The following is a 20,611-nucleotide window of genomic DNA, read 5'->3' on the forward strand; positions in this document are numbered from 1 at the left end:
CATGAGCAAGAAACTCAAAGTCGCCATCGTCGGCTCCGGCAACATCGGCACCGACTTGATGATCAAGGTGCTGCGCAATGCGCAGTACCTGGAAATGGGCGCCATGGTCGGCATCGACCCCGCGTCAGACGGCCTGGCCCGCGCCGCACGACTGGGCGTGCCCACGACCCATGAAGGCGTCGAGGGCCTGACCCGCCTGCCAGTCTTCAACGAGATCGACTTCGTCTTCGATGCCACCAGCGCCGGCGCGCACGTGAAGAACGACGCCTTGCTGCGGGCCCACAAGCCCACCCTGCGCCTGATCGACCTGACACCAGCCGCCATCGGTCCCTATTGCGTGCCGGTGGTCAACCTGGAGCAGCACCTGCAGGCGCTGAACGTCAACATGGTCACCTGCGGTGGCCAGGCGACCATCCCGATGGTGGCGGCCGTGTCGAGGGTGGCCAAGGTGCACTACGCCGAGATCGTCGCCTCCATTGCCAGCAAGTCCGCCGGCCCCGGCACCCGCGCCAACATCGACGAATTCACCGAGACCACCAGCAAGGCCATCGAGGTGATAGGGGGGGCCGCCAAGGGCAAGGCGATCATCGTCATGAACCCGGCCGAACCGCCGCTGATGATGCGCGACACCGTGTTCGTGCTGTCCGAGGCCGCCGACCAGGCCCGCATCGAGAGCAGCGTGGAGGAAATGGCCGCCGCTGTGCAGGCCTACGTGCCGGGCTACCGCCTGAAACAGAAGGTGCAGTTCGACGTAATCCCCGAGTCCGCGCCGCTGAACATCCCCGGCCACGGACGCTTCTGCGGCTTGAAGACCTCGATTTTCCTCGAGGTGGAAGGCGCCGCCCATTACCTGCCGGCATACGCCGGCAACCTCGACATCATGACCTCCGCCGCGCTGGCCACCGCCGAGCGCATGGCGCATTCGCTGCTGAACGCCTGAGGAACGCCCCATGAACGGCAAGAAGCTGTATATCTCCGACGTGACCCTGCGTGACGGCAGCCATGCGATCCGCCACCAGTACAGCCTGGAACAGGTCCAGGCCATCGCCCGCGCCCTCGACCAGGCCCGCGTCGACGCCATCGAAGTGACCCACGGCGACGGCCTGCAAGGCTCGTCCTTCAACTACGGCTTCGGCGCTCACACCGACCTTGAGTGGATCGAGGCCGCGGCCGAGGTGATCGAGCACGCCCGGCTCACCGTTTTGCTGCTCCCCGGCATCGGCACGGTGCACGACCTCAAGGCCGCCTACGACGCCGGCGCGCGCTCGGTGCGGGTGGCCACCCACTGCACCGAGGCGGACGTCGCCAAGCAGCACATCGAGTACGCCCGCTCGCTCGGCATGGACACCGTCGGTTTCCTGATGATGAGCCACATGATCCCCGCCGAAGAACTGGCCAGACAGGCCCAGTTGATGGAGAGCTACGGCGCGCAGTGCATCTACATGGCCGACTCCGGTGGCGCCATGAACATGCACGACACCCGCGAGCGCATGCGCGCCCTGAAGGCGCGCCTCAAGCCCGAGACCCAGACCGGCATGCACGCCCACCACAACCTGTCCCTCGGCGTGGCCAACTCCATCGTCGCGGTAGAGGAAGGCTGCGACCGCATCGACGCCAGCCTGTCCGGCATGGGCGCCGGCGCCGGCAATGCGCCTCTGGAAGTGTTTATCGCCGCCGCGGACCGCCTGGGCTGGAACCACGGCACCGACCTGTACCGCCTGATGGACGCCGCCGACGATCTGGTGCGCCCGTTGCAGGACCGCCCGGTGCGGGTCGACCGCGAGACCCTCGGCCTCGGCTATGCCGGGGTGTATTCCAGCTTCCTGCGCCACGCCGAAGTGGCCGCCGCCAAGTACGGCCTGAAGACCCTCGACATCCTCGTCGAACTGGGCAGACGCCGCATGGTCGGCGGCCAGGAAGACATGATCGTTGACGTCGCCCTCGACCTGCTGGCCCAGCACCCGGAGAACCGCCCATGAGCACCGAAATCGCCCGTATCGCCACCGCGCTCGACCAAGCGGCACGGCGTGCCCAGCCGCTGGCCCAGTTCAGCGTCGAGACGCCCTTTTCGCTGGACGACGCCTACCGCATCCAGCGCACCTCCATGCAGCGCCGCTACGACGATGGCGAACGCTGCATCGGCATCAAGCTGGGCTTCACCAGCCGCGCCAAGATGATCCAGATGGGCGTCGACAGCCTGATCTGGGGCTGGCTCACCGATGCCATGCTGGAAGAGGACGGCGGCCTGGTCGACCTGGCGCGCTACATCCACCCGCGCGCCGAGCCCGAGGTCTGCTTCCTCACCCGCCGGGATATCGACCGCCCGCTGACCTTGCTGGAAGCGGCGGACTACGTGGAGGCCGTCGCCCCGGCGCTGGAAATCATCGACTCGCGCTACCAGGCCTTCAAGTTCAGCCTCGAGGACGTGGTGGCGGACAACTGCTCCTCCTCGGGCCTGACCGTCGGCCCCTGGTCGCGGGATTTCTCCGCGCTGGCCAATGCCGGCGTGGTGATGCGCCTGGACGGCCGCGCAGTACAGGTCGGCTCCACCGCCGCAATTCTCGGCCAGCCGCTGCGTAGCCTGGTGCAGGCCTCGCGCTTGCTGCACGACGCCGAACGGGTGCTGCCGGCCGGCAGCCTGGTGATGGCCGGAGCTGCCACCGCCGCCGAAGCGCTGCGCCCGGGCATGCACGTCAGCGTCGAAATCCAGGGCCTGGGCGAAAGCAGCTTCAGCGTGCGCCCCTGACACGAACCCACAAGGAACCGCATCATGAGTGACAACCGCGCCACCGTCGTCGCCGGCAAGGCCAAGCCTCGCGGCCGCTTCCCCCACATCAAGCGCGCCGGCGACTTCCTGTTCGTCTCCGGCACCAGCTCGCGCCGCCCGGACAACAGCTTCGTCGGCGTCGAAGTGGATGAGATGGGCACCACCAACCTGGACATCCGCGCGCAGACCCGCGCAGTGATCGAGAACATCCGTGACATTCTTGCCAGCGAGAACGCCAGCCTCGCCGACCTGGTGGAGATCAGCACGTTCCTGGTCGATATGAATGACTTCGGCGGCTACAACCAAATCTATACCGAGTACTTTGACGAAACCGGGCCGACCCGCACCACGGTCGCCGTACACCAACTGCCACACCCGCACCTGCGCATCGAGATCAAGGCCGTCGCCTACGCGCCCCGCTCACGCTGAGAGAACAATAATGGACAAGCACCACTTCAGCCCGCCGTTCAACTTCAATCGCTGGATCGAAGAGCACGCCCATCTGCTCAAGCCTCCAGTGGGTAACCAGCAGATCTGGCAGGGCAGCGACTTCATGGTCACCGTGGTCGGCGGCCCCAACCAGCGCACCGACTTCCACGACGACCCGGTGGAAGAGTTCTTCTACCAGTTCAAGGGCAACGCCTACCTGAACATCTGGGATCGGGGCCGCTACGAGCGGGTGGACCTCAAGGAAGGCGACATCTACCTGATGGCCCCCCATGTCATCCATTCGCCCCAGCGCCCCGAACCCGGCAGCCTGTGCCTGGTGATCGAGCGCAAGCGCCCGGCCGGACTGCATGACGCCCTGCAATGGTCCTGCGCCCGCTGCGGCACCCTGATCAAGCGCTACGAGATGCAGCTGGAAAGCATCGTTGCCGACCTGCCGCCGGTGTACGAGCGCTTCTACGCCACCACGGATGACGAGCGCCGCTGCGCGCAATGCGGTGACATTCATCCCGGCCGTGACTGGCAGGCTTGGCACCGGACCCTCCAGGAGTTCCACCCCACATGAAAATCGACATCCATTCGCACTTCTTCCCCACTATCAGCCAGGAAGAAGCCGCCCGCCTGAGCCCCGAGCACGCGCCCTGGCTGCATACCGAAGGCCGCCAAGGCCAGATCATGCTCGGCAACAAGCCCTTCCGCCCGGTGCACGATGTGCTCTGGGACCCGGTCCGCCGCCTCGAGCATCTGGACGAACAAGGCCTGGACATCCAGGTGATGTGCGCCACCCCGGTGATGTTCGGCTACGCGCAGCCCATTGAACGCGCCCTCCCCTGGGCGCAACTGATGAACGACCGCGCAGTGGAAATGGCCGCCCATGCCCCGGACCGCCTCAAGGTGCTGGCCCAGGTTCCGCTGCAGGACATCGACGCCGCCTGCCGCGAGGCCAGCCGTGCCATGGCCTGCGGTCATATCGGCGTGCAGATCGGCAACCATGTCGGCGAGCACGATCTCGATCACGACGGCCTGGTCACCTTCCTCCACCACTGCGCCAACGAGAACATCCCTCTGCTGGTGCATCCGTGGGACATGATGGGCCGCGACCGCATGAAGAAATGGATGCTGCCCTGGCTGGTTGCCATGCCGGCGGAAACCCAGCTCGGCATCCTCTCGCTGATTCTCTCCGGCGCCTTTGAAACCCTGCCCGAGTCCCTGCGCCTCTGCTTCGCCCACGGCGGTGGCGGCTTCGCCTTCCTGCTCGGCCGTGTCGACAACGCCTGGCAGCACCGCGACATCGTCCGCGAGGACTGCCCCAACCTGCCCTCCAGCTACGTCAAGCGCTTCTACGTCGACTCCGCCGTCTTCGACCAGCGTTCGCTCAAGTTGCTGGTGGATGTGATGGGGACCGACCGCGTGATGCTCGGCTCCGATGCGCCGTTCCCGCTGGGCGAGCAGCAGATCGGCGCGGGCGTCCTGGAGCACCCGGGACTGTCTGCAAGCGACAAGCATCGCATTGCCGGCGGCAACGCCCGGGAGTTCTTCAGTCTCTGATTTCCTTTGCTTCGGCCACTTGGCCTCTTGGCCCCCTATCCATACTCGGAGAGGGGGCTTTTTTGTTGGTTCATCACGGATTGTCGGGAACGTTTGGCTTGGCTTGGCTTGGCTTGGCTGGCTTGGGCGGTGCGATGGCGGTGGCGGTGGCGGTGGCGGTGGCGAGCTTATCCATTTTGTGTGGTGGGGCCACTGGCCCCTTCCGCCCTTACGGCGGCTTACTTTTTTTCAGTCGAAAAAAAAAGTAAGCAAAAAATTCTCGCCCCACCAGGGGCCCTACGCTTCGCTTCGGGTCCCCTCGCTACGGTGTCGCTACGGGGCATTGCGAGCTACGACTTGCTTCGCCAAGTCTACGCTTCGCAACTTCGGCCACGGCCGAAGGCGCTTCGCGCTAGCCCCTACACGACACCTCCACTCGGCCCTTCTGGTTAACGGGGCGGGTGGATCAAGATCAAGAGCACAATTCGCTGCGCTCTTGCTTTTGGACCCCGGTGAATCAGTAGGCACCGCTCTTCTGCTCTTCTGCTCTTCTGCTCTTCTGCTTTTTCTTTTGCTTTTGATCTTGCTTTTGATCTACCTGCCCCGTTAACCAGAAGGGCCGAGCGTAGGTGTCGTGGAGGGGTGAGTGCGAAGCACCTTCGGCCGTGGCCGAAGTCGCGAGACGTAGAGTTGCTTGCAACTCGTAGGCCGCGATACCCCGTAGCGACACCGGAGTGAGGGGACCCGGAGCGAAGCGTAGGGCCCCTGGTGGGGCGAGAATTTTTTGCTTACTTTTTTTTTCGACTGAAAAAAAGTAAGGCGCCGTAAGGGCGCAAAGGTGACTCCGCGCCGCCTTGGCAAACGGATAAGCCCGCAGCACTCAACGCCACAAATCCACAAATCCACAAATCCACAAAGAACATCAAACCCGTAAATCCGTGAAGGACCTTTTTTTGTGGCACGCGCGGCCTCAGACGCGGAAGCTGCCTACCAGTTGCTGCAAGCGCCTGGCCTGACGTTCCAGGTCGGCGCAGGCGCCCAGCGTGGTCCGCAGATTTTCCACACCCCCCAGGTTAAGGGTGTTAATGGCGCTGATTTCCAGGTCCAACGAATCGACCACAGCGGTCTGTTCCTCGGTGGCCGTGGCGACCGACTGGTTCATGGCGTCGATCTCGACGATGTGCCGGGTCACGTTGCCAAGGCGCTCGCCCGCCTTGTTGCCGATCTCCACGCTCAGCTCGCTGTAGCGCTGGCTCTCGACCATGGCGGTCACCGCCTCGCGCGCACCGACTTGCAGCTCAGCGATCATCGCGTGGATTTCCTGCGCTGATTCCCGGGTGCGTTGCGCCAGGCCGCGCACCTCATCGGCGACTACCGCAAAACCTCGACCGGCCTCGCCGGCGCGGGCGGCTTCGATGGCGGCATTGAGGGCCAGCAGGTTGGTCTGCTCGGAGATGCCTTTGATCACGTCAAGGATCTGGCCGATGTTCACTGTCTTGCTGTTGAGCTGCTCGATGTTGACGCAGGAGGTGCTGATCTTCGCCGACAGTTCGTTCATCGCGGCGATGCTGCGCTCGACCACATGACGACCGCCTTCGGCCTGCTGACGCGCGTCCGAGGCCTGGTGCGAAGCGTCGGCGGCGTTGCGCGCGATCTCCTGCGCGGCGGCACCCAGTTCGTTGATTGCCGCGGCGACACTGTTGGTGCGGTTGGCCTGCTCGTCGGAGTTGACCATCGACGCGTTCGAGGCATCCACCACCCGTTTCGCCACGTCGTTGAGCTGGCGGGTTGCCGAGGACACCTCGCTGATCGAGCCGTGGATGCGCTCAACGAAGCGGTTGAAGGCCTCGGCCAGTTCACCGAACTCATCTCTGGCCTGCGTCGCCAGGCGCTTGGTGAGGTCGCCCTCGCCCTGGGCGATGTCCTGCATGGCGCGGCCCATGGCACGCAGTGGCTGCATCAGCACGCGGACAAGCATGCTCAGCAGCAGGATGATGCAGACCACGGCAACCAGCGTGGCGATCAGCGCCGAGGTGCGGAACTCGCTGAGCATGGCATAGGCCTTGGCCTTGTCCACCGAGATGCCCACGTACCAGTCCACCGTCGGCAAGCCGCGTACCGGCGAGAAGGTCAGGATGTGCGTGCCTTCGGCGGACGCGACTTCGCTGAAGCCGGCGGCCGGTGACACAGCATCCTGCGGGTAAAGGTCACGCAGGTTCTTCATCACCTTGTCCTGCTCCGGGTGCACCAGCACCTTGCCGTCGGCGCCGACCAGGAAGGCGTAGCCGATGCCGTCGAAATCCAGGGCGTTGATGATGTTCACCAGGGTGTCCAGGCTCAGGTCACCGCCCACCACGCCCAGCAGTTGCTCCTGTTGCCGGAGTGGAACGGCGATGGTCAGCATCAGTTGGCTGTCGGTCGCATCCTGATAAGGCTCGGTGACAACCGTGCCTTGGCTGTCCCGGGCGGCCTCGTACCAGGGGCGCAGTCGCGGGTCGTAACCCTCGGGTGGCGGAGGATCGTTCGCCGACATCTGGAAGGTCCCGTCGGCTCGGCCCAGGTAGGCATGGGCGAAACTGTCGCGCATCACCTGCAGTGCCAGGTTCTGGCTGGCATCGCGCTCGACGCCCTGCTGGACAATGCCCTGCGCGGCCTGCTCGATCAGCGCCAGGCGCCCGCCGAGCCAGAGCTGCACGGTGTTGGCGGCCTGCCGCCCGGCATTCTGCAAGCGGCTCTCCAGGCTGCGCCCGAGCGCGGCCTGCAAGTGTGCGTCGTTGTACAAGGTGAATACGGTGAAGCTGGCGACTACCAGCAATGAGGTGGCCAGCAGCAGCTTGCTGCCAAAGCCGAAGGGGCGGGTCATGGGTGGCTTCCGGTCAGGAGGCTGGACGCTCGACCGGCCGCCCAGCCCGGCAAGAAAGGCGCATCCCCGGCGACTGCCGGAGATGCGGGGGGGTTAGAACTTGATGCGCACGCCGAGCTGCATGCCTTGCGGGTTCTCGTTCGGCAGCGGGCTGTCCAGGCTCCAGCTGACCGGGTAGCGGATCTCGCTGTCACGGGTGTGATGGATGTAGGCGTAAACCCCGTAGAGGTCGATGCTCTTGTCGTAGTTGTAGATGTAGCCAACGCTGATCGCTGCGGCATCGCTCAGCGCTTCATCTTTGCGGTCGTCCTTGTAGATGAAGCTGACCGTGGCGTTGTGCTTGTTGCCGAAGTTGTGGCGCAGGCCCAGTTGCAGGTCGCTGCCGTTGGAGGCGAAATCCACCCAGGGGGCGTAGGCGTAGTAGCCCACGTAGCGGTGGTAGACCGCCGACAGATCGGTCCGGCCCATGCTGTACACCGCGGTCAGGTAGGCGTCGGTGGACTGCTCCATGGTGTGCTTGTCCCACAGATTGCGCTGGTACTTGCGGTCCACGGCGGCCGAGAAATACCAGGGGCTGTCGGTCCAGCGATCCACGGCGACGCTGATGACCTGCCCATCGCGGCTACCATCGTCCTCACCGTCGGTGACGCCACCACGGAACTCGTAACCGTTGATGCGCGGGCTGATGTACATCAGCAGGCCGTTTTCACGCCACGGTGCGTAGAACACCATTACGTTGCTGATCAGGCTGTAGTCGTTGTTGTACAGCGGGTCGGCGTAGCCATAAGCGTTGGCGGACGGGGTGTCCCGGCGGCCTGCGCTCAGCGTCCCCCAGCGCTTGGAAATGACCTCGAAATAGGTCTCGCGCTTGCCGATGTCGTCATCAGAATGGGGGTTGTACTGCGCCTGATAGATCCAGTTCAGCGACAGGTCCTCGGTGACCGCTTCCTGCATGTGCAGTTGCAGGCGGTTGGCGCTCAAGCCACCGCCGTTGGCACGCTCCTCGGTGTGACCGCCGGACTTGGCCACCTCGTAGTTGACGTCGATCACCCCGGAAAGCTCGATAACGTCGATGCCCGAGACGTCCTTGAGGTCCGCGATGTCCGCGCAGGCGTAGCCGCTCATCAGCGGCAGAATGAGTAAAAGTTTGCGCATTGGATGCTCCGATCGAACAAGTAGAGGCTCGCGGCAGCACTCCCCTGCTGCCGCGGCCTGATTTCTTATTGGTATTACTGTTCTTGCGGGGGCTGGATCAGTCCCGGGACGGCCAGATCTTCTGCGGCGCCGCGAAGCTCGGCTCGCCCAGCAACGGGGTCGACAGCGCATAGAAGCCGTGGTTGGTGAAGACCCAGATCAGGTTGCGGTCGTACTCGGTGTAGGTGCCGTGGGTGAGGTTGCCCATGGCCCAGCTCACGACGTTCTTGGTGTCGTACGGCGGCACGAAGTAGGCCGCGATGGTCGGCTTGTCCGGGTTGCGCACATCGAACACCTGGACGCCGGCGTTGTAGTAGGCGTACGGCAGGATGCCGTCACGCGATATCCCGGGCTGGGTGTAGTAACCACTGCGTTTCGGACCGAAGCTGCCCTTGCGCTGGCAGAAGTCGGTGAACTCGGCATCGGCCGGCGGCGTCGGTGTCGGCAGGGTGTGCTTGATGGTCGGCTTGGTCGGGTTGCTGACATCCACGGCGTAGATCGGCTTCTGCGCCTCGTAGCAGTCCTCGGTCAGCGGGTAGCCGCTGAAGTAGATCAGTCCGGTCTTCTCCACCTGGCTCACATCGATGCCGTCGCCTTCAGTGCCGGCCACGCTGACGGGGAAATCGAGATGGCCGACCACCTTGAGGTTCGCCGAGTCGGTGATGTCGACCACGTACAGGCCCATGCCACCCATGGCCGCATAACCGTACTTGCCGCCCTGCTCCACCGGCTTGGGGATGAACAGCGACGCCCGCGATCCCATCCAGGACGCACGGTTGCCCGAGCGTGGGTTGGCCTTGAACACTGCCTCGTGCTCAGGGTCGCCGATAATCTGGCCCGGCACGGTCAGCATGTCGAGCAGCTTGGGGTTGCTCGGGTCGGACATGTCCCAGGACTGATAGCCGGAGTTGTACAGGTCGTTGGGGTACTCGGTGAGTGCGTACTTGTCGCTCGGTGCAGCCGCCACGTACATCACATCGCCGCCGAAATAGGCAGGAATGTCACGTACCCCGGAACCTTCCTGCTCGCCGATTGGCGCATCCGGATGCTCGATGTCGGTGGTGCGGGTGGCGATCAGCTTCCAGTCCTGGGGCAGCGGGCCGTTCATCTCGTAAACCTTGAAGCCCTTGAGGTGCTTGGACTTGCGGATGGCTTCGACCTTGTCCGGCTCACGATACTTGTCGCTCAGGACGCCAAAGCGGCGGGTCTCGAAGGACTGCACCATGATGTTCTTGCCAAGCTTCTTGTTCCACTGGATCGACGCGGCGCCGAAGAAGTCGTCCGCCGGGTAGGGGTTGACCTCCTCACCCGGGCCATCCCCCCCCCAGGGTGCGCCCTTGGACAGCACGACCTTCACGTCCTTGGGATTGGTGATGTCAAAGATCTTCAGGTCGCGACGCACGTACTGGTAGAGGTAGCGCTTGCCGCCGAAGTCGACGATGTTCTGCCAGGTGTGGAAGGGCTCGACCGCGATGGGGTAGTAGGCCTCCACCTTCATGTTCTTGATGTAGCTCTTGGTATCCCAGTGATCCAGCTCGCCGGGGAATGGCTTGCCTTCATGGGAGAAAGGCGTGGCCACTGGCCAGATGAACTTGCCGGTGGCTTTGTCCATGCCATAGCTGCCCGGTGTCGGTGCCGGCGGAATGCGCTCCGGGCCCAGCTCGGTCAGACGCTTGACGAGGGGATCGGTGATGTTCATCGGAGCATGCTCTTCGGCATGCAGGCCAGCACTGGCGAAGAGGCCAACCACCAGCGAAAGCGCCAGGCGGCAGCGTTTATGTGGATTGGCAGGTTTAACAGGGAGCTGCATTGTTTTCATTATTTACTCCGTTTGGTAATGCCCCATCGGGCAATCTTTGCGTTTCACCACTTCCGGAATCCTTTCCGAGCTACTTCTTCGTGTTCGTTGCCCGTGGACAGGCCGCCTCGCGCGAGGCGTCAGAAGATCTCCAGCGGGTAATCGGTAATGAGTCGAAAATCATCGAGGTCGCCGGAACCCTGCCCGGCATCGGCGCGATGCCAGGCCTGACGCAGCCGGAAACTCACCCCCTTGGCCGGCCCGGACGCCACCACGTAGCGCAACTCCAGGTTGGTTTCCCGATGCGAGCCGTCGTCGCCATAGCGCCCGGCGTAGGGACTGCCGACCGGAATCGCGCTGCCATCGATCTGGTCGCCCTGGATGTAGCGGACCATCAGCGAGCCGCCAGGCAGCCCCAGCCCCGCGAACGAATAGTCGTAGCGAACCTGCCAGGAGCGCTCGTGGGGCCCGTTGAAGTCGGAGAACTGGGCCGAGTTGGGCAGCCAGATGGAGGCCCCCTGGTCGTTGCCGTTACGACCTTTGCGGTCGTTGTCGCCCACGCCCAGGTAGTCAAAAGGGGTGTCGCCGCGGACCTTCTGCAGCCCGAGCAGCAGGCGATGGCTCCCCAGGCGCAGGTAGGTCGAGGCCCCCAGTGTCAGGTTGTCGATCTCGCCGGCCCGCGCCGCGCCGGTCTCGGTGGTCCGGTACAGGGTCAGGTTCAGCCCTGCTTCGCGCTGGTCTTCCAGCACAAAGTGCGAATTCAGGTTTGCGTAGCCCTGGTACCAGATGTCCTCGAATTTCGCGCCGTACAGCGCCAGGGAGTGCCCCGGCGCCCACTGCCAGGTAGCGCCGGCATAGTCGGCGCGCGGTGTGGTGACCTCGGCCATGACCGCCCACAGGTCACCGTCGGCGTTGGTGGTCACCGGGCTGGTGGCCGAGGTGAAATGGCCGGCCTGCACATCCAGGTCGTCGCGTTCCCGGCTGCGCAGGCTCAGGCCGGTGGCGGTCTGCGGCACGATGCGAAAGTGGCTGACGCCGAATACCGGGGTGTCCGGACGCTGCTCGCCAACCTTGAGTTCGGTCTTCGACAGCCGCAGCTTCAGCGCCGCGCCGGCCTTGGCGTACTCGTCGGCCGGCTCGCCGTCATCGTGCACCGGCAGGTTGCGGGTGCCGGTCTTGCCCGCCGAGGCATCCAGCTTGAGACCCTGGTAGATGAACGCATCGATCCCGACACCGAGGGTGCCGGGGGTGAAGCCGGAGCTGAAGTCCAGGTTGATGCCCTGGGTCCAGTCGCGCTGGTCGGGGCGCCCCTCCTCCTTGCTGCGATTGAAGTAGGAGTTGCGCAACAACAGCTTGAGCTGGCTGCCCTCGACGAGACTGCCCCAGCCCTCGGCGGACACCGTCGCCGCACAGGCCGGCAGGGCCAGAAGGCCAGGAATCAGGGACAGGGCTGAGCAAAATGCGCGCATAACATCCTCGTACCACTTGAATGCTCGAGGTGAGCGGGCAAGCCGCTCCCCACCCGGACGGCGAAGCGCCCGGGGACTGATTTTTCAGGGAATGGATGGCCCGATCCAAGGATCAGGCCGGATCAGGCTCAGTGCCGAATCGGCAGCGGGCTGGGCGCCTCACCATCGACGGGCCGGGACCTGCGCAAGCGCAGGAAGTAGATCAACGCCATCACCAGCAGGAAGGGCACTCCGCAGACCAGGGTCAGGAAGAACTCCTCGGTGAACAGCGTGGTCAGCATCACCGCCAGCATCAGCAGCAGGCCGGCCAGGCTGGTCCAGGGGTAGCCCCACAGACGGAACTCCAGGGACGCGCTGTCCTGACGACGACGGAAGAACAGGTGGGTGAGGAAGATTCCGGCCCAAGTGAACATCGCGCCGAACATGGCAATCGACATCATCAGGGTGAAGGCGTCCTTCGGATAGGCGATGTACAGCAAGGTGCCCAGACCGATCCCCAGCGACGACAGCAGCAGGGCCGGCAGCGGCACGCCCCGAGCACTCACCCGGCCGAACACTGCCGGCGCCTGGCCAGCTCGCGCCAGGCTGAACATCAGCCGCGAGGTGATGTACAGCTGGCTGTTCATCGCCGACAGCGCCGCGATCAGGATGACCGCGTTGAACACCGCTCCGGCATAGGGAACGCCGGTGGCATGCATCACCGTGACGAATGGGCTCTGGCCACCGTTGTTCTGCCCCCAGGGCAGGATCGCCAGGACCAGCGCGATGGTCAGCAGATAGAACAACACCAGGCGCACCACCGTGATGCGGAAGGCCTTGGTGACCGCCCGCTTGGGGTCCTTGGCCTCCCCCGCCGCCACCGCGATCATCTCGATGCTGAGGTAGCTGAAGAACGCCACGATGACCGCCACCCAGGTGCCCCACATGCCGTTGGGGAAGAAGCCACGATCATTCGTATAGTTGGCAAAGCCGATGGACGAATCCGCCGGCGCGCCATAAACCACCCAGGCGCCCAAGAGGATGAAGGCGACGATGGCGCACAGCTTGAGCAGAGAGAACACGTACTCGATTGCACCGAAGACCTTGACGCTGAAGAGGTTGATCAACACCAGCGCCGTCGAGAAGGTGACCATCCAGTAACCGCCCGGCACGTCCGGGAACCAGTACTTCATGTACATGGCCGCCGCGGTGATCTCGGTGCCCACCGCAAAGACAATGGACGCCCAGTACGCATAGCGAATGAGGAAGCCGAACCAGGGCGCCACGTAGAACTCGGCGAAGGAGCCGAAGGAGCCTGAAGTCGGGTGGCGGACGGTCATTTCCGCCAGGCAGCCCATCAGCAGCAGCGCGATCACCGCACCGATGCCGTAACTCAGCAGCACGCTGGGGCCGGCAAAGCCGATGGCAAAGCCACTGCCCAGGAACAGCCCGGTGCCGATGGCGCCACCGATGGCAATCATCGATAGCTGGCCGCTGCTCAAGCTTTGTTTCAGGCCCTGCTCGCGCTGGACCAGGTTATCGAAAGAGCTTGTTGTTTTTGTCATGTTCGAGTGCTCAGGTCTGGTCAAGAAGGGATCAGGTCACCGACTTCCTGGCGATGAAACGCGGCGCATTCCATTCGCCGCTTGCGAGTACCTCGCGCAGCGCCTGGACGCTGTCCCAAATGTCCACGTAGCTGTTGTAGAGCGGGGCGAAGCCAAAGCGCAGGATGTCCGGGGCACGGAAGTCGCCGATCACCCCGCGGGCGATCAGTGCTTGCATCACCGGGTAGGCATTGGCATGCGCCAGCGACACTTGGCTGCCGCGTTGCGCGGCATCGCGCGGCGAGCGCAGCTCCACGTCCAGGCCAACCAACTGCTCGTCGCAGAGCTGGATGAACAGATCGCACAGGGCGACGCTCTTGTTGCGCAGCACCTGCATGTCGACGCCGTCGAACACCTCCAGCGAGGCTTCCAGGGCCAGGATGCCCAACTGGGGAGCAGTGCCCACCAGCATGCGGTCGATGGTCGGGTGCGCCTCGTAGTCGTGGGTGAAGTCGAACGGCCGGGCATGGCCGTGCCAGCCGGTCAGCGGTTGACGCACATGCGGGATGTGGCGTTCGGCGACAAACACGAAAGCGGGCGCACCGGGGCCGCCGTTCAAGTACTTGTAGCCACAACCGACGGCGAAGTCGGCCTGCACACCGTTCAGGTCGATCGGCATGGCACCGGCGGAGTGGCACAGGTCCCAGACCACCAGGGCCCCGACTTCGTGGGCACGCGCCGTGATGGCGGCCATGTCGTAGCGGCGGCCGGACTTGTAGTTCACATGGGTCAGGGAAAGGATCGCGACCTCTTCATTCAGCGCCGCCAGCACCTCGTCCGGCTCGACGCAACGCAGCTCGCAACCGGTGAGTTCGGCCACGCCGGAGGCGACATAGACGTCAGTCGGGAAGTTGCCCCGCTCGCCGAGGATCACCTTGCGTCCCGACTGCATACGGGTAGCCGCCACCAGCACCTTGAACAGGTTGATGGAGGTGGAGTCGGCGACGATCACCTCATTGGCACCGGCACCGATCAACCGGGCAATCTTGCCGCCGGCGCGCTGCGGCGCGGGGTACCAGTCGGCATCATTCCAGGAGCGAATCAGGCCGTGGGCCCACTCCTGCTTCAGCACGCGTTCAATGCGCGCAGGGACATGAGCGGGCATGGCCCCCAAGGAGTTGCCATCGAGATAGATCTCGCCCGATGGAAGATCAAAACGCGCACGCGAGTTGCCCAGGGGGTCATCGTGATCGAGACGTTCAAAATGCTCGCGGGTGAGCGGGACGGACAAAGACATGCGAGTTCCTCTAATACTTGTTCTTTTAGAAAGGAGCGGCGGCCGCTAATCGGCGTAGCCATGCAAGGGCTCACAGCAGTGCTGCTCGACGCATCCCGGTGCATGGAGGGGATGTTACTCCCAGCCGTGAATTACCTATAAATAGAAAGAAGGGTCTTAGCTATTACGCCTGGTAATACATGAACCGACTGTACGCTCGGCGCTGGCTGACAGACGAGGTGATGGCGGGGCTGAGCACATTGGCCTGATGGCGTGGAGGGGGTAAAGCGGGAGGGGTGTTGCGGCATGCGGCCTCTCGCGGGGCAAGCCCGCTCCTACCGGGTCAGGTCGCTGACGCTGTGCAGATTTTTTTGGAATCCGTGCAATCGGTGGGAGCGGGCTTGCCCCGCGAGAGGCCGGTACATCCGGCCACGTTGGTGTTGTCTGGTATACGGCCGCTAGGCGGCCGATCGCGGGCAAGCCCGCGCCTACCGGTTCAGTGCAAAACAGCCGCACCTCACATCCGATCAGATCTCCCAGATCACGTTGACCGCCGCATACCGCCCCGGTTGCGTCAATCGACCCAGGCCGGCTGCATCGGTATCGCGGCCCTGGACGTCGCCCCAGTTCCAGTACTTCTGGTCAGTGACGTTGAACAGGCCGCCGTTGATCGACACCTCTTCAGTGACCTGCCACCAGCCGTTGAGGTCAAGCACGCCATAGCCCGGGGTTTCAAACTGGCGGTTGATCAGCAGGTCGGCATCGCCGCTGTGGTCGACGCGGTCCTTGGCCTGAACCAGGGTCCAGGTCAGCTGGCCGCCGAACACGCCGCTCGGCGCATCGTAGCCCAGGCCCATGACGGCCTTGAGAGGGTCGACGCTGTTCAGCGGTTGGCCACTTTCTTCATCCTTGCCCCGTGCGTAGGCAATGGAGCCCAGGGCGCGGGTACCGGCTGGCAGGAAAGCGTCGAGCTTGATGTCGCCCTTGGCTTCGGCACCGCGGATGGTGACTTTGCCCAGGTTGCGCGGCTGGAAGGTCAGCAAGCCGTTGCCATTGGGATCGGGCACGGTGTCGGTAGCGATGAAGTCCTTGTACTTGTTGTAGAACAGCGCGATACCGAAGCTGCCCAGGTCGTAACGACCGCGCAGGCCGAATTCGTAGCTGTCGCTGGTTTCCGGCTTGAGGTCGGGGTTGCCGATCTGCTGGTAACCGAACTGTGGGTTGCTGAACTCGCCGTACATGTTCACCGGGCTCGGCGCACGGAAGCCGGCAGCGTACTGGCCGTAGAGGCTTTCATGTTCGGTCAGTTGGTAGGTGACACCCAGTTTTGGCGAGATGTGGTCGTCGGTGATCCGCGACGGATCGGTCTCTGAAGGCAGGCCGTTGAGGTAGGCGTCGGTGACGTGCGGGGTTTGGCGGTAGTAGTCGTAGCGCAGGCCCGGCAGCAGGGTCCAGCGGCCGATCTCGATGCTGTCCTGGACGAACAGGCCCAGGGATTCGCTGGTCGGGTCCGGGAAGTCGCTGACCGGGAAGTTCTCGGTGGCCGGCACCACGGCACCGGTGTCCAGGCGTACTTCGCTGCCCTTGCGCAGGTTGCTGGCCTCGATGCGTTTGACCTCGGCACCGTAGATCAGGTGGTGACGGGTATCGTTGATGGCGAACTGTTTGTCGAGCTGGGTGTTCAGGCTCCACAGGCGCTCATCGTATTGCGAGTCGCGGGTACGCAGGCGATTGACCCCGGCCGTCGTCTGGCGTTGCTGAGCGGTTTTCTGTTTGTTGCTGCTTTCCTGGTAGTTGAGCTGCCACTTGAGCTGGTCGGCCAGCAGGCTGTTCAGGCCCAGGGTGTGCTCCAGGCTGTAGCGGTCGCGGTCGATGCTGTCTTTGGCTTGCGAGCCGAGGATGGCCGGGCTGGTGAAGGTCGCCCGCGGGTTGATGTCGCTGAGCAGGTTGCTGTTGGCATCGTCCTGGTAGCGCTCGTAGGTGAACTGCAGGCGATCGCCATCGGCGTAGTCCCAGCCCAGTTTCGCCAGCAGGTTTTCGGTGGTGTAGTCGAGCGGGTTGGCTTCCTCGCGGGCACTGCCGACACCGCCGGTGCCACCCCAGGTGTCGGTGGACTGACCGTCACGGCGGCCCAGGTGCAGCAGGCCGTCGACGGTACCGGTACGTCCGGCGAAGGTGGCGCTGCGCTGCCAGCTGTCATCGCTGCCGTCATAGCCGGTCTTGAAACGGGCGTAGGTGTCGTCGCCCTCGTCCAGGTAGTCGCCGGCATCCTTGGTCATGTAGCTGACCGCACCGCCGATGGCGTCGCTGCCATACAGCGAAGACGCCGGGCCGCGGATGATTTCCACCTGCTTGATTGTGTCGAGGTCGACGTAGTTGCTGCGCACGTCCTGGAACGGGCTGAAGAAGTTGCTTTGCGGAATCCGCACACCGTCGACCTGGGTCAACACGCGGTTACCGTCGATACCGCGGATGTTCGCGCCATTGAGGCCAAACCGGCTGCCGGTACCACTGACCGAGACGCCCGGCTCGTAGCGCACCAGATCCTTGAGGTTCTTGTCGTTGTGCTGGTCGATTTCGCGTTCGTTGTGAACCGAGACCGTGTTCGGCACCTGCATCAGGGTTTGCTCGGTGCGGGTGGCGGTCACGCTGACGGTATCGAACTGGGTGACGGGCTCTGCAGCCAGGGCCAGCGAGGGCGAGAGCAGCAGCAAGGCAAGCCACGAACGCTGGGGGAATGGCGGGCGAATCGACATCTAACTTGACTCCTGAAGGTCAGGCAGCGGTCGCACGCAGCAGGCCTGCAAACGGTCCTGGGCTGGCGTCTGGAGCTGACTGGGATGTGTTGGATTTTGTTTTGAACGCAGCGATTGCCCCTTTCTGTGAAGGGCACTGATCACTGGCACACTGTTGGCAGCGGCAGCGACGATAACCAGCTTGACTTACAAATGCAAATTATTACCATATGCGTTCTTATTTATAAAAAAGAACGTGCATGAAACGTCTTGCAGGCTATTTGCTGTTGTCCATCGCACTGCATTCCGGCCTCGTTTGGCTGCTGCACGACCGTGAGGCCATATCAGCGCCCTTGGCTTTTCAGCCGACGATGACGCTTCAATGGGTCAGCCTTGCACCGCCCGTTCAAGCAGCCCAGGCACCGCTCCCCCGGCCAGAACCTGCTCCGCAGCCAGCGGCAAAGCCATTGCTGGTAAAAGCACCTGTGCCAGCAAAGACTCCACCTGCACCGGCCAATTCACCCCGAGCTTCGCCCCGGCCGGCGGTCGTCAAATCGCCACCGCCAACGCCGTCTCGCGCCGAACCTCGTCCTGCCCAACCCGTCAACAGCACGCCCGGTCCGGCAATCGCTACCGCACCCAGCACCATGCCTGCCGTCCCCGCTCCGGCGGCTCCTGCGGCGGCAGCGCCTGCCCTTACCCCGGTGGTCAGCCTGCGCCCCAGCTTTGTCAGCCCTCCCCCACCTCCTCGTTACCCGTCCCAGGCACGCCGGCGCAACCAGCAAGGCATCGTGCGTGTGGAAGTGAGCCTGGACGAGCGCGGTCAGCAACAGAAGCTCAAGCTGGTGCGCTCTTCGGGCGTGGACAGCCTTGACCAGGCGGCCCTGGAGGCTGTCACCCACTGGCGCTTTCGCCCCGAAATTGTCGATGGCCGGGCTGTGTCCAGCCGCGTTGAGATACCAATAGAATTCGCCCTTACGGCGAACCGATGACCCTGAAGGAGTTCTTCCATGACCGTCCCAACCTGCGCCCAGTCCACCGAACCGACGCTGTACCTGAACTGGCAACAGCTACGCAGCGAACAACCTGGCCTGCGCGCGCGCGACGCCGCAGCCAAGCTCGGTGTCAGCGAAGCCGAACTGACGGCCAGCCGCCTGGGCACCGATACCGTGCGCCTGCGCCCGGAATGGGCAACGCTGCTGCCGGCCCTTGGCGACCTGGGCTACATCATGGCCCTGACCCGCAACGAACATTGCGTGCATGAACGCAAAGGCGTTTACCGTGACGTGACGGTGATGGGCAGCGGCCAGATGGGCATGGTGCTGTCGCCCGACATCGACCTGCGCCTGTTTCTCAGTGGCTGGGCCAGTGTGTTCGCTGTCGACGAAGCGACGGCGCGCGGTCCGCAGCGCAGCATTCAGGTCTTCGACCGCCAGGGTGTGGCCGTGCACAAGGTATTCCTCACCGCCACCAGCGACGAAGCCGCCTGGGCACCGTTGGTCGAGCGCTTTCGCGCCGAACAACAGACTGCCGAGCTGAACCTGCAACCCCTGCCGCAAGCCAAGGCGCCACGTGACGATGCCGAGGTCGACGCGGTCGCCCTGCGTACCGAATGGTCGCAGCTGCAGGACACCCATGACTTCTTTGCCCTGCTCAAGCGCAACGATGTGGCCCGTACCCAGGCCCTGCGCCTGGCCGGCCACGAATGGGCCGAGCCGCTGGCCACCGTCGAATTGACCAACGTGATCGAAGAGGCCGGCAAACGCGAAGTGCCGATCATGGTGTTCGTGGGCAACAAGCACTGCATCCAGATTCACTCGGGGCCGGTCAGCAACCTACGCTGGATGGACACCTGGTTCAACGTGCTCGACCCGGCGTTCAACCTGCACCTGAAGACCACCGGCGTGACCGAACTGTGGCGCGTACGCAAGCCAAGCGTCGATGGCATCGTCACCAGCTACGAAGGCTTCGATGCCGATGGCGAGCTGGTTATCCAGTTGTTCGGTGTGCGCAAGCCGGGTGTGCCCGAGCGTGACGACTGGCGTGCATTGGCAGAATCCACCCGCCCTTTGACTGCCTGAGGAATCCACTTGATGCGTATGAAAACACTGCTGGCCTGCGCCGGCGTGCTCCTCAGTCAGATGGCGACCGCCACCGAGGCCCTGCCCCAGCGCTGGGTCAGTGCCGGTGGCGCGTTCAGCGAGTGGGTGGTTGCCTTGGGTGGCGAAAGCAAACTGGTCGGTGTCGACAGCACCAGCCAGTACCCACGCTCGCTGCACAGCCTGCCGGGGGTCGGCTACCAGCGTCAGCTGGCCGCCGAAGGGATCCTCGCGCTCAAGCCGGACATCCTGGTCGGCAGCAATGAAATGGGCCCGCCACCGGTGCTGGAGCAGCTCAAGGCTGCAGGCGTGCGGATTGAACTGCTGTCGGCCAAGGCCGATGTACCGACTCTGCAACACAACCTGACCGCGCTGGGGCAACTGCTTGGCAAGCCGGCTGAAGCGCAGGCATTGATGAACGGCTATGAGCAGCGTTTGAGTCAGCAGGCTGCGCGGGTCAAGCTCGCACAGCAGCAACATCCGGCACCTCGTGTGCTGATGTTGCTCAGCCACTCCGGCGGCAACCTGCAAGTAGCCGGCAAGGACACGCTGGCCGCCTGGATGATCCAGCAGGCCGGCGGTCAAAGCCTTGGCGAACACAATGGCTACAAGCCGGTGTCCAGCGAAGCGCTACTGGCCCTGGACCCACAGGTGATCATCTTCGCCGGCGGTCGCCTGCAAGGTGATGCCGCCCGTGCGGCCCTGCTCGAGCAGAACCCGGTGCTGGCCCAGACCCAGGCCGGACGTGAAGGCAGGGTGATGGTGATTGATCCGACCTTACTGGTCGGTGGCCTCGGTCCACGGGTACCGGATGCGTTGGCCAGCCTTACAGCGGCGTTCTACCCGGATGCCAAACCACTGACCGCCGGGGCTGGCCAATGACAGCTATTGTCCGGCCTCGTCCGATGCTGCT

16 protein-coding genes and 1 pseudogene are annotated in these 20,611 nt (G+C 64.0%); 9 read left to right on the forward strand and 8 right to left on the reverse strand.

Going from position 1 to position 20,611, the window contains the following annotated elements; all coding sequences use genetic code 11:
* Position 1 precedes the first annotated feature (1 nt).
* From U9R80_RS21215 to U9R80_RS21240, 6 genes are read left to right on the forward strand one after another with little or no spacing between them, the layout of a single operon-like run.
* The gene (locus U9R80_RS21215) at positions 2 to 940 is read left to right on the forward strand and encodes an acetaldehyde dehydrogenase (acetylating) (RefSeq protein WP_301843110.1); all 939 of its coding nucleotides are present in this window, start codon (positions 2 to 4) and stop codon (positions 938 to 940) included.
* A gap of 10 nt (positions 941 to 950) precedes the next feature.
* On the forward strand, positions 951 to 1,979 hold the full coding sequence (gene dmpG, locus U9R80_RS21220) for a 4-hydroxy-2-oxovalerate aldolase (RefSeq protein ID WP_301843109.1): 1,029 nt from the start codon (positions 951 to 953) through the stop codon (positions 1,977 to 1,979).
* The gene (locus U9R80_RS21225) at positions 1,976 to 2,746 is read left to right on the forward strand and encodes a 2-keto-4-pentenoate hydratase (protein WP_301843108.1); all 771 of its coding nucleotides are present in this window, start codon (positions 1,976 to 1,978) and stop codon (positions 2,744 to 2,746) included. Before dmpG ends, U9R80_RS21225 begins: the two co-directional genes overlap by 4 nt.
* 24 nt (positions 2,747 to 2,770) lie before the next feature.
* Positions 2,771 to 3,196: a RidA family protein gene (locus U9R80_RS21230; protein ID WP_301843107.1), complete on the forward strand. Its 426-nt coding sequence runs from the start codon at positions 2,771 to 2,773 to the stop codon at positions 3,194 to 3,196.
* Positions 3,197 to 3,206: 10 nt separating this feature from the next.
* Positions 3,207 to 3,779, forward strand: a complete 573-nt coding sequence (locus U9R80_RS21235; RefSeq protein WP_301843106.1) for a 3-hydroxyanthranilate 3,4-dioxygenase — start codon at positions 3,207 to 3,209, stop codon at positions 3,777 to 3,779.
* On the forward strand, positions 3,776 to 4,762 hold the full coding sequence (locus tag U9R80_RS21240; protein WP_301843105.1) for an amidohydrolase family protein: 987 nt from the start codon (positions 3,776 to 3,778) through the stop codon (positions 4,760 to 4,762). The genes U9R80_RS21235 and U9R80_RS21240 overlap by 4 nt, the downstream gene beginning before the upstream one ends.
* A 949-nt stretch (positions 4,763 to 5,711) precedes the next feature.
* Here U9R80_RS21240 and U9R80_RS27405 read toward each other — a convergent pair.
* The 8 genes and pseudogenes from U9R80_RS27405 to U9R80_RS21275 form a co-directional block, all read right to left on the reverse strand.
* A complete protein-coding gene (locus U9R80_RS27405) occupies positions 5,712 to 6,476 on the reverse strand; it encodes a methyl-accepting chemotaxis protein (RefSeq protein ID WP_442964987.1) in 765 nt (254 codons plus the stop codon).
* Between the two features lie 141 nt (positions 6,477 to 6,617).
* Positions 6,618 to 7,604 (reverse strand): annotated as a pseudogene (locus U9R80_RS27410) (cache domain-containing protein); the annotation flags it as partial.
* Between the two features lie 93 nt (positions 7,605 to 7,697).
* On the reverse strand, positions 7,698 to 8,759 hold the full coding sequence (locus U9R80_RS21250) for a porin (protein ID WP_301843351.1): 1,062 nt from the start codon (positions 8,757 to 8,759) through the stop codon (positions 7,698 to 7,700).
* 97 nt (positions 8,760 to 8,856) lie between these two features.
* The gene (locus tag U9R80_RS21255; protein WP_301843352.1) at positions 8,857 to 10,617 is read right to left on the reverse strand and encodes a hypothetical protein; all 1,761 of its coding nucleotides are present in this window, start codon (positions 10,615 to 10,617) and stop codon (positions 8,857 to 8,859) included.
* A 119-nt stretch (positions 10,618 to 10,736) separates the two neighbouring features.
* Positions 10,737 to 12,065, reverse strand: a complete 1,329-nt coding sequence (locus U9R80_RS21260; RefSeq protein WP_301843353.1) for an OprD family porin — start codon at positions 12,063 to 12,065, stop codon at positions 10,737 to 10,739.
* A 128-nt stretch (positions 12,066 to 12,193) separates the two neighbouring features.
* Positions 12,194 to 13,609: an amino acid permease gene (locus tag U9R80_RS21265; RefSeq protein WP_301843354.1), complete on the reverse strand. Its 1,416-nt coding sequence runs from the start codon at positions 13,607 to 13,609 to the stop codon at positions 12,194 to 12,196.
* Between the two features lie 31 nt (positions 13,610 to 13,640).
* Positions 13,641 to 14,885: a kynureninase gene (gene kynU, locus U9R80_RS21270; RefSeq protein ID WP_301843355.1), complete on the reverse strand. Its 1,245-nt coding sequence runs from the start codon at positions 14,883 to 14,885 to the stop codon at positions 13,641 to 13,643.
* 506 nt (positions 14,886 to 15,391) lie between these two features.
* Entirely contained in the window at positions 15,392 to 17,620 is a 2,229-nt protein-coding gene (locus U9R80_RS21275) for a TonB-dependent hemoglobin/transferrin/lactoferrin family receptor (RefSeq protein WP_301843356.1), read from the reverse strand.
* A 626-nt stretch (positions 17,621 to 18,246) separates the two neighbouring features.
* Here U9R80_RS21275 and U9R80_RS21280 point away from each other — a divergent pair.
* The 3 genes from U9R80_RS21280 to U9R80_RS21290 are packed head-to-tail and all read left to right on the forward strand — an operon-like array spanning position 18,247 to position 20,580.
* The gene (locus tag U9R80_RS21280; protein ID WP_301843357.1) at positions 18,247 to 18,591 is read left to right on the forward strand and encodes an energy transducer TonB; all 345 of its coding nucleotides are present in this window, start codon (positions 18,247 to 18,249) and stop codon (positions 18,589 to 18,591) included.
* Positions 18,592 to 18,609: 18 nt separating this feature from the next.
* Positions 18,610 to 19,680 (forward strand): hemin-degrading factor, encoded by a 1,071-nt coding sequence (locus tag U9R80_RS21285; protein WP_301843358.1) that lies wholly within the window; start codon positions 18,610 to 18,612, stop codon positions 19,678 to 19,680.
* 12 nt (positions 19,681 to 19,692) lie between these two features.
* Positions 19,693 to 20,580, forward strand: coding sequence for a heme/hemin ABC transporter substrate-binding protein (locus tag U9R80_RS21290; RefSeq protein WP_301843359.1), 888 nt, complete (start codon positions 19,693 to 19,695; stop codon positions 20,578 to 20,580).
* Positions 20,581 to 20,611 lie beyond the last annotated feature (31 nt).

Source organism: Pseudomonas sp. JQ170C (assembly GCF_035581345.1).
GTDB lineage: Bacteria > Pseudomonadota > Gammaproteobacteria > Pseudomonadales > Pseudomonadaceae > Aquipseudomonas.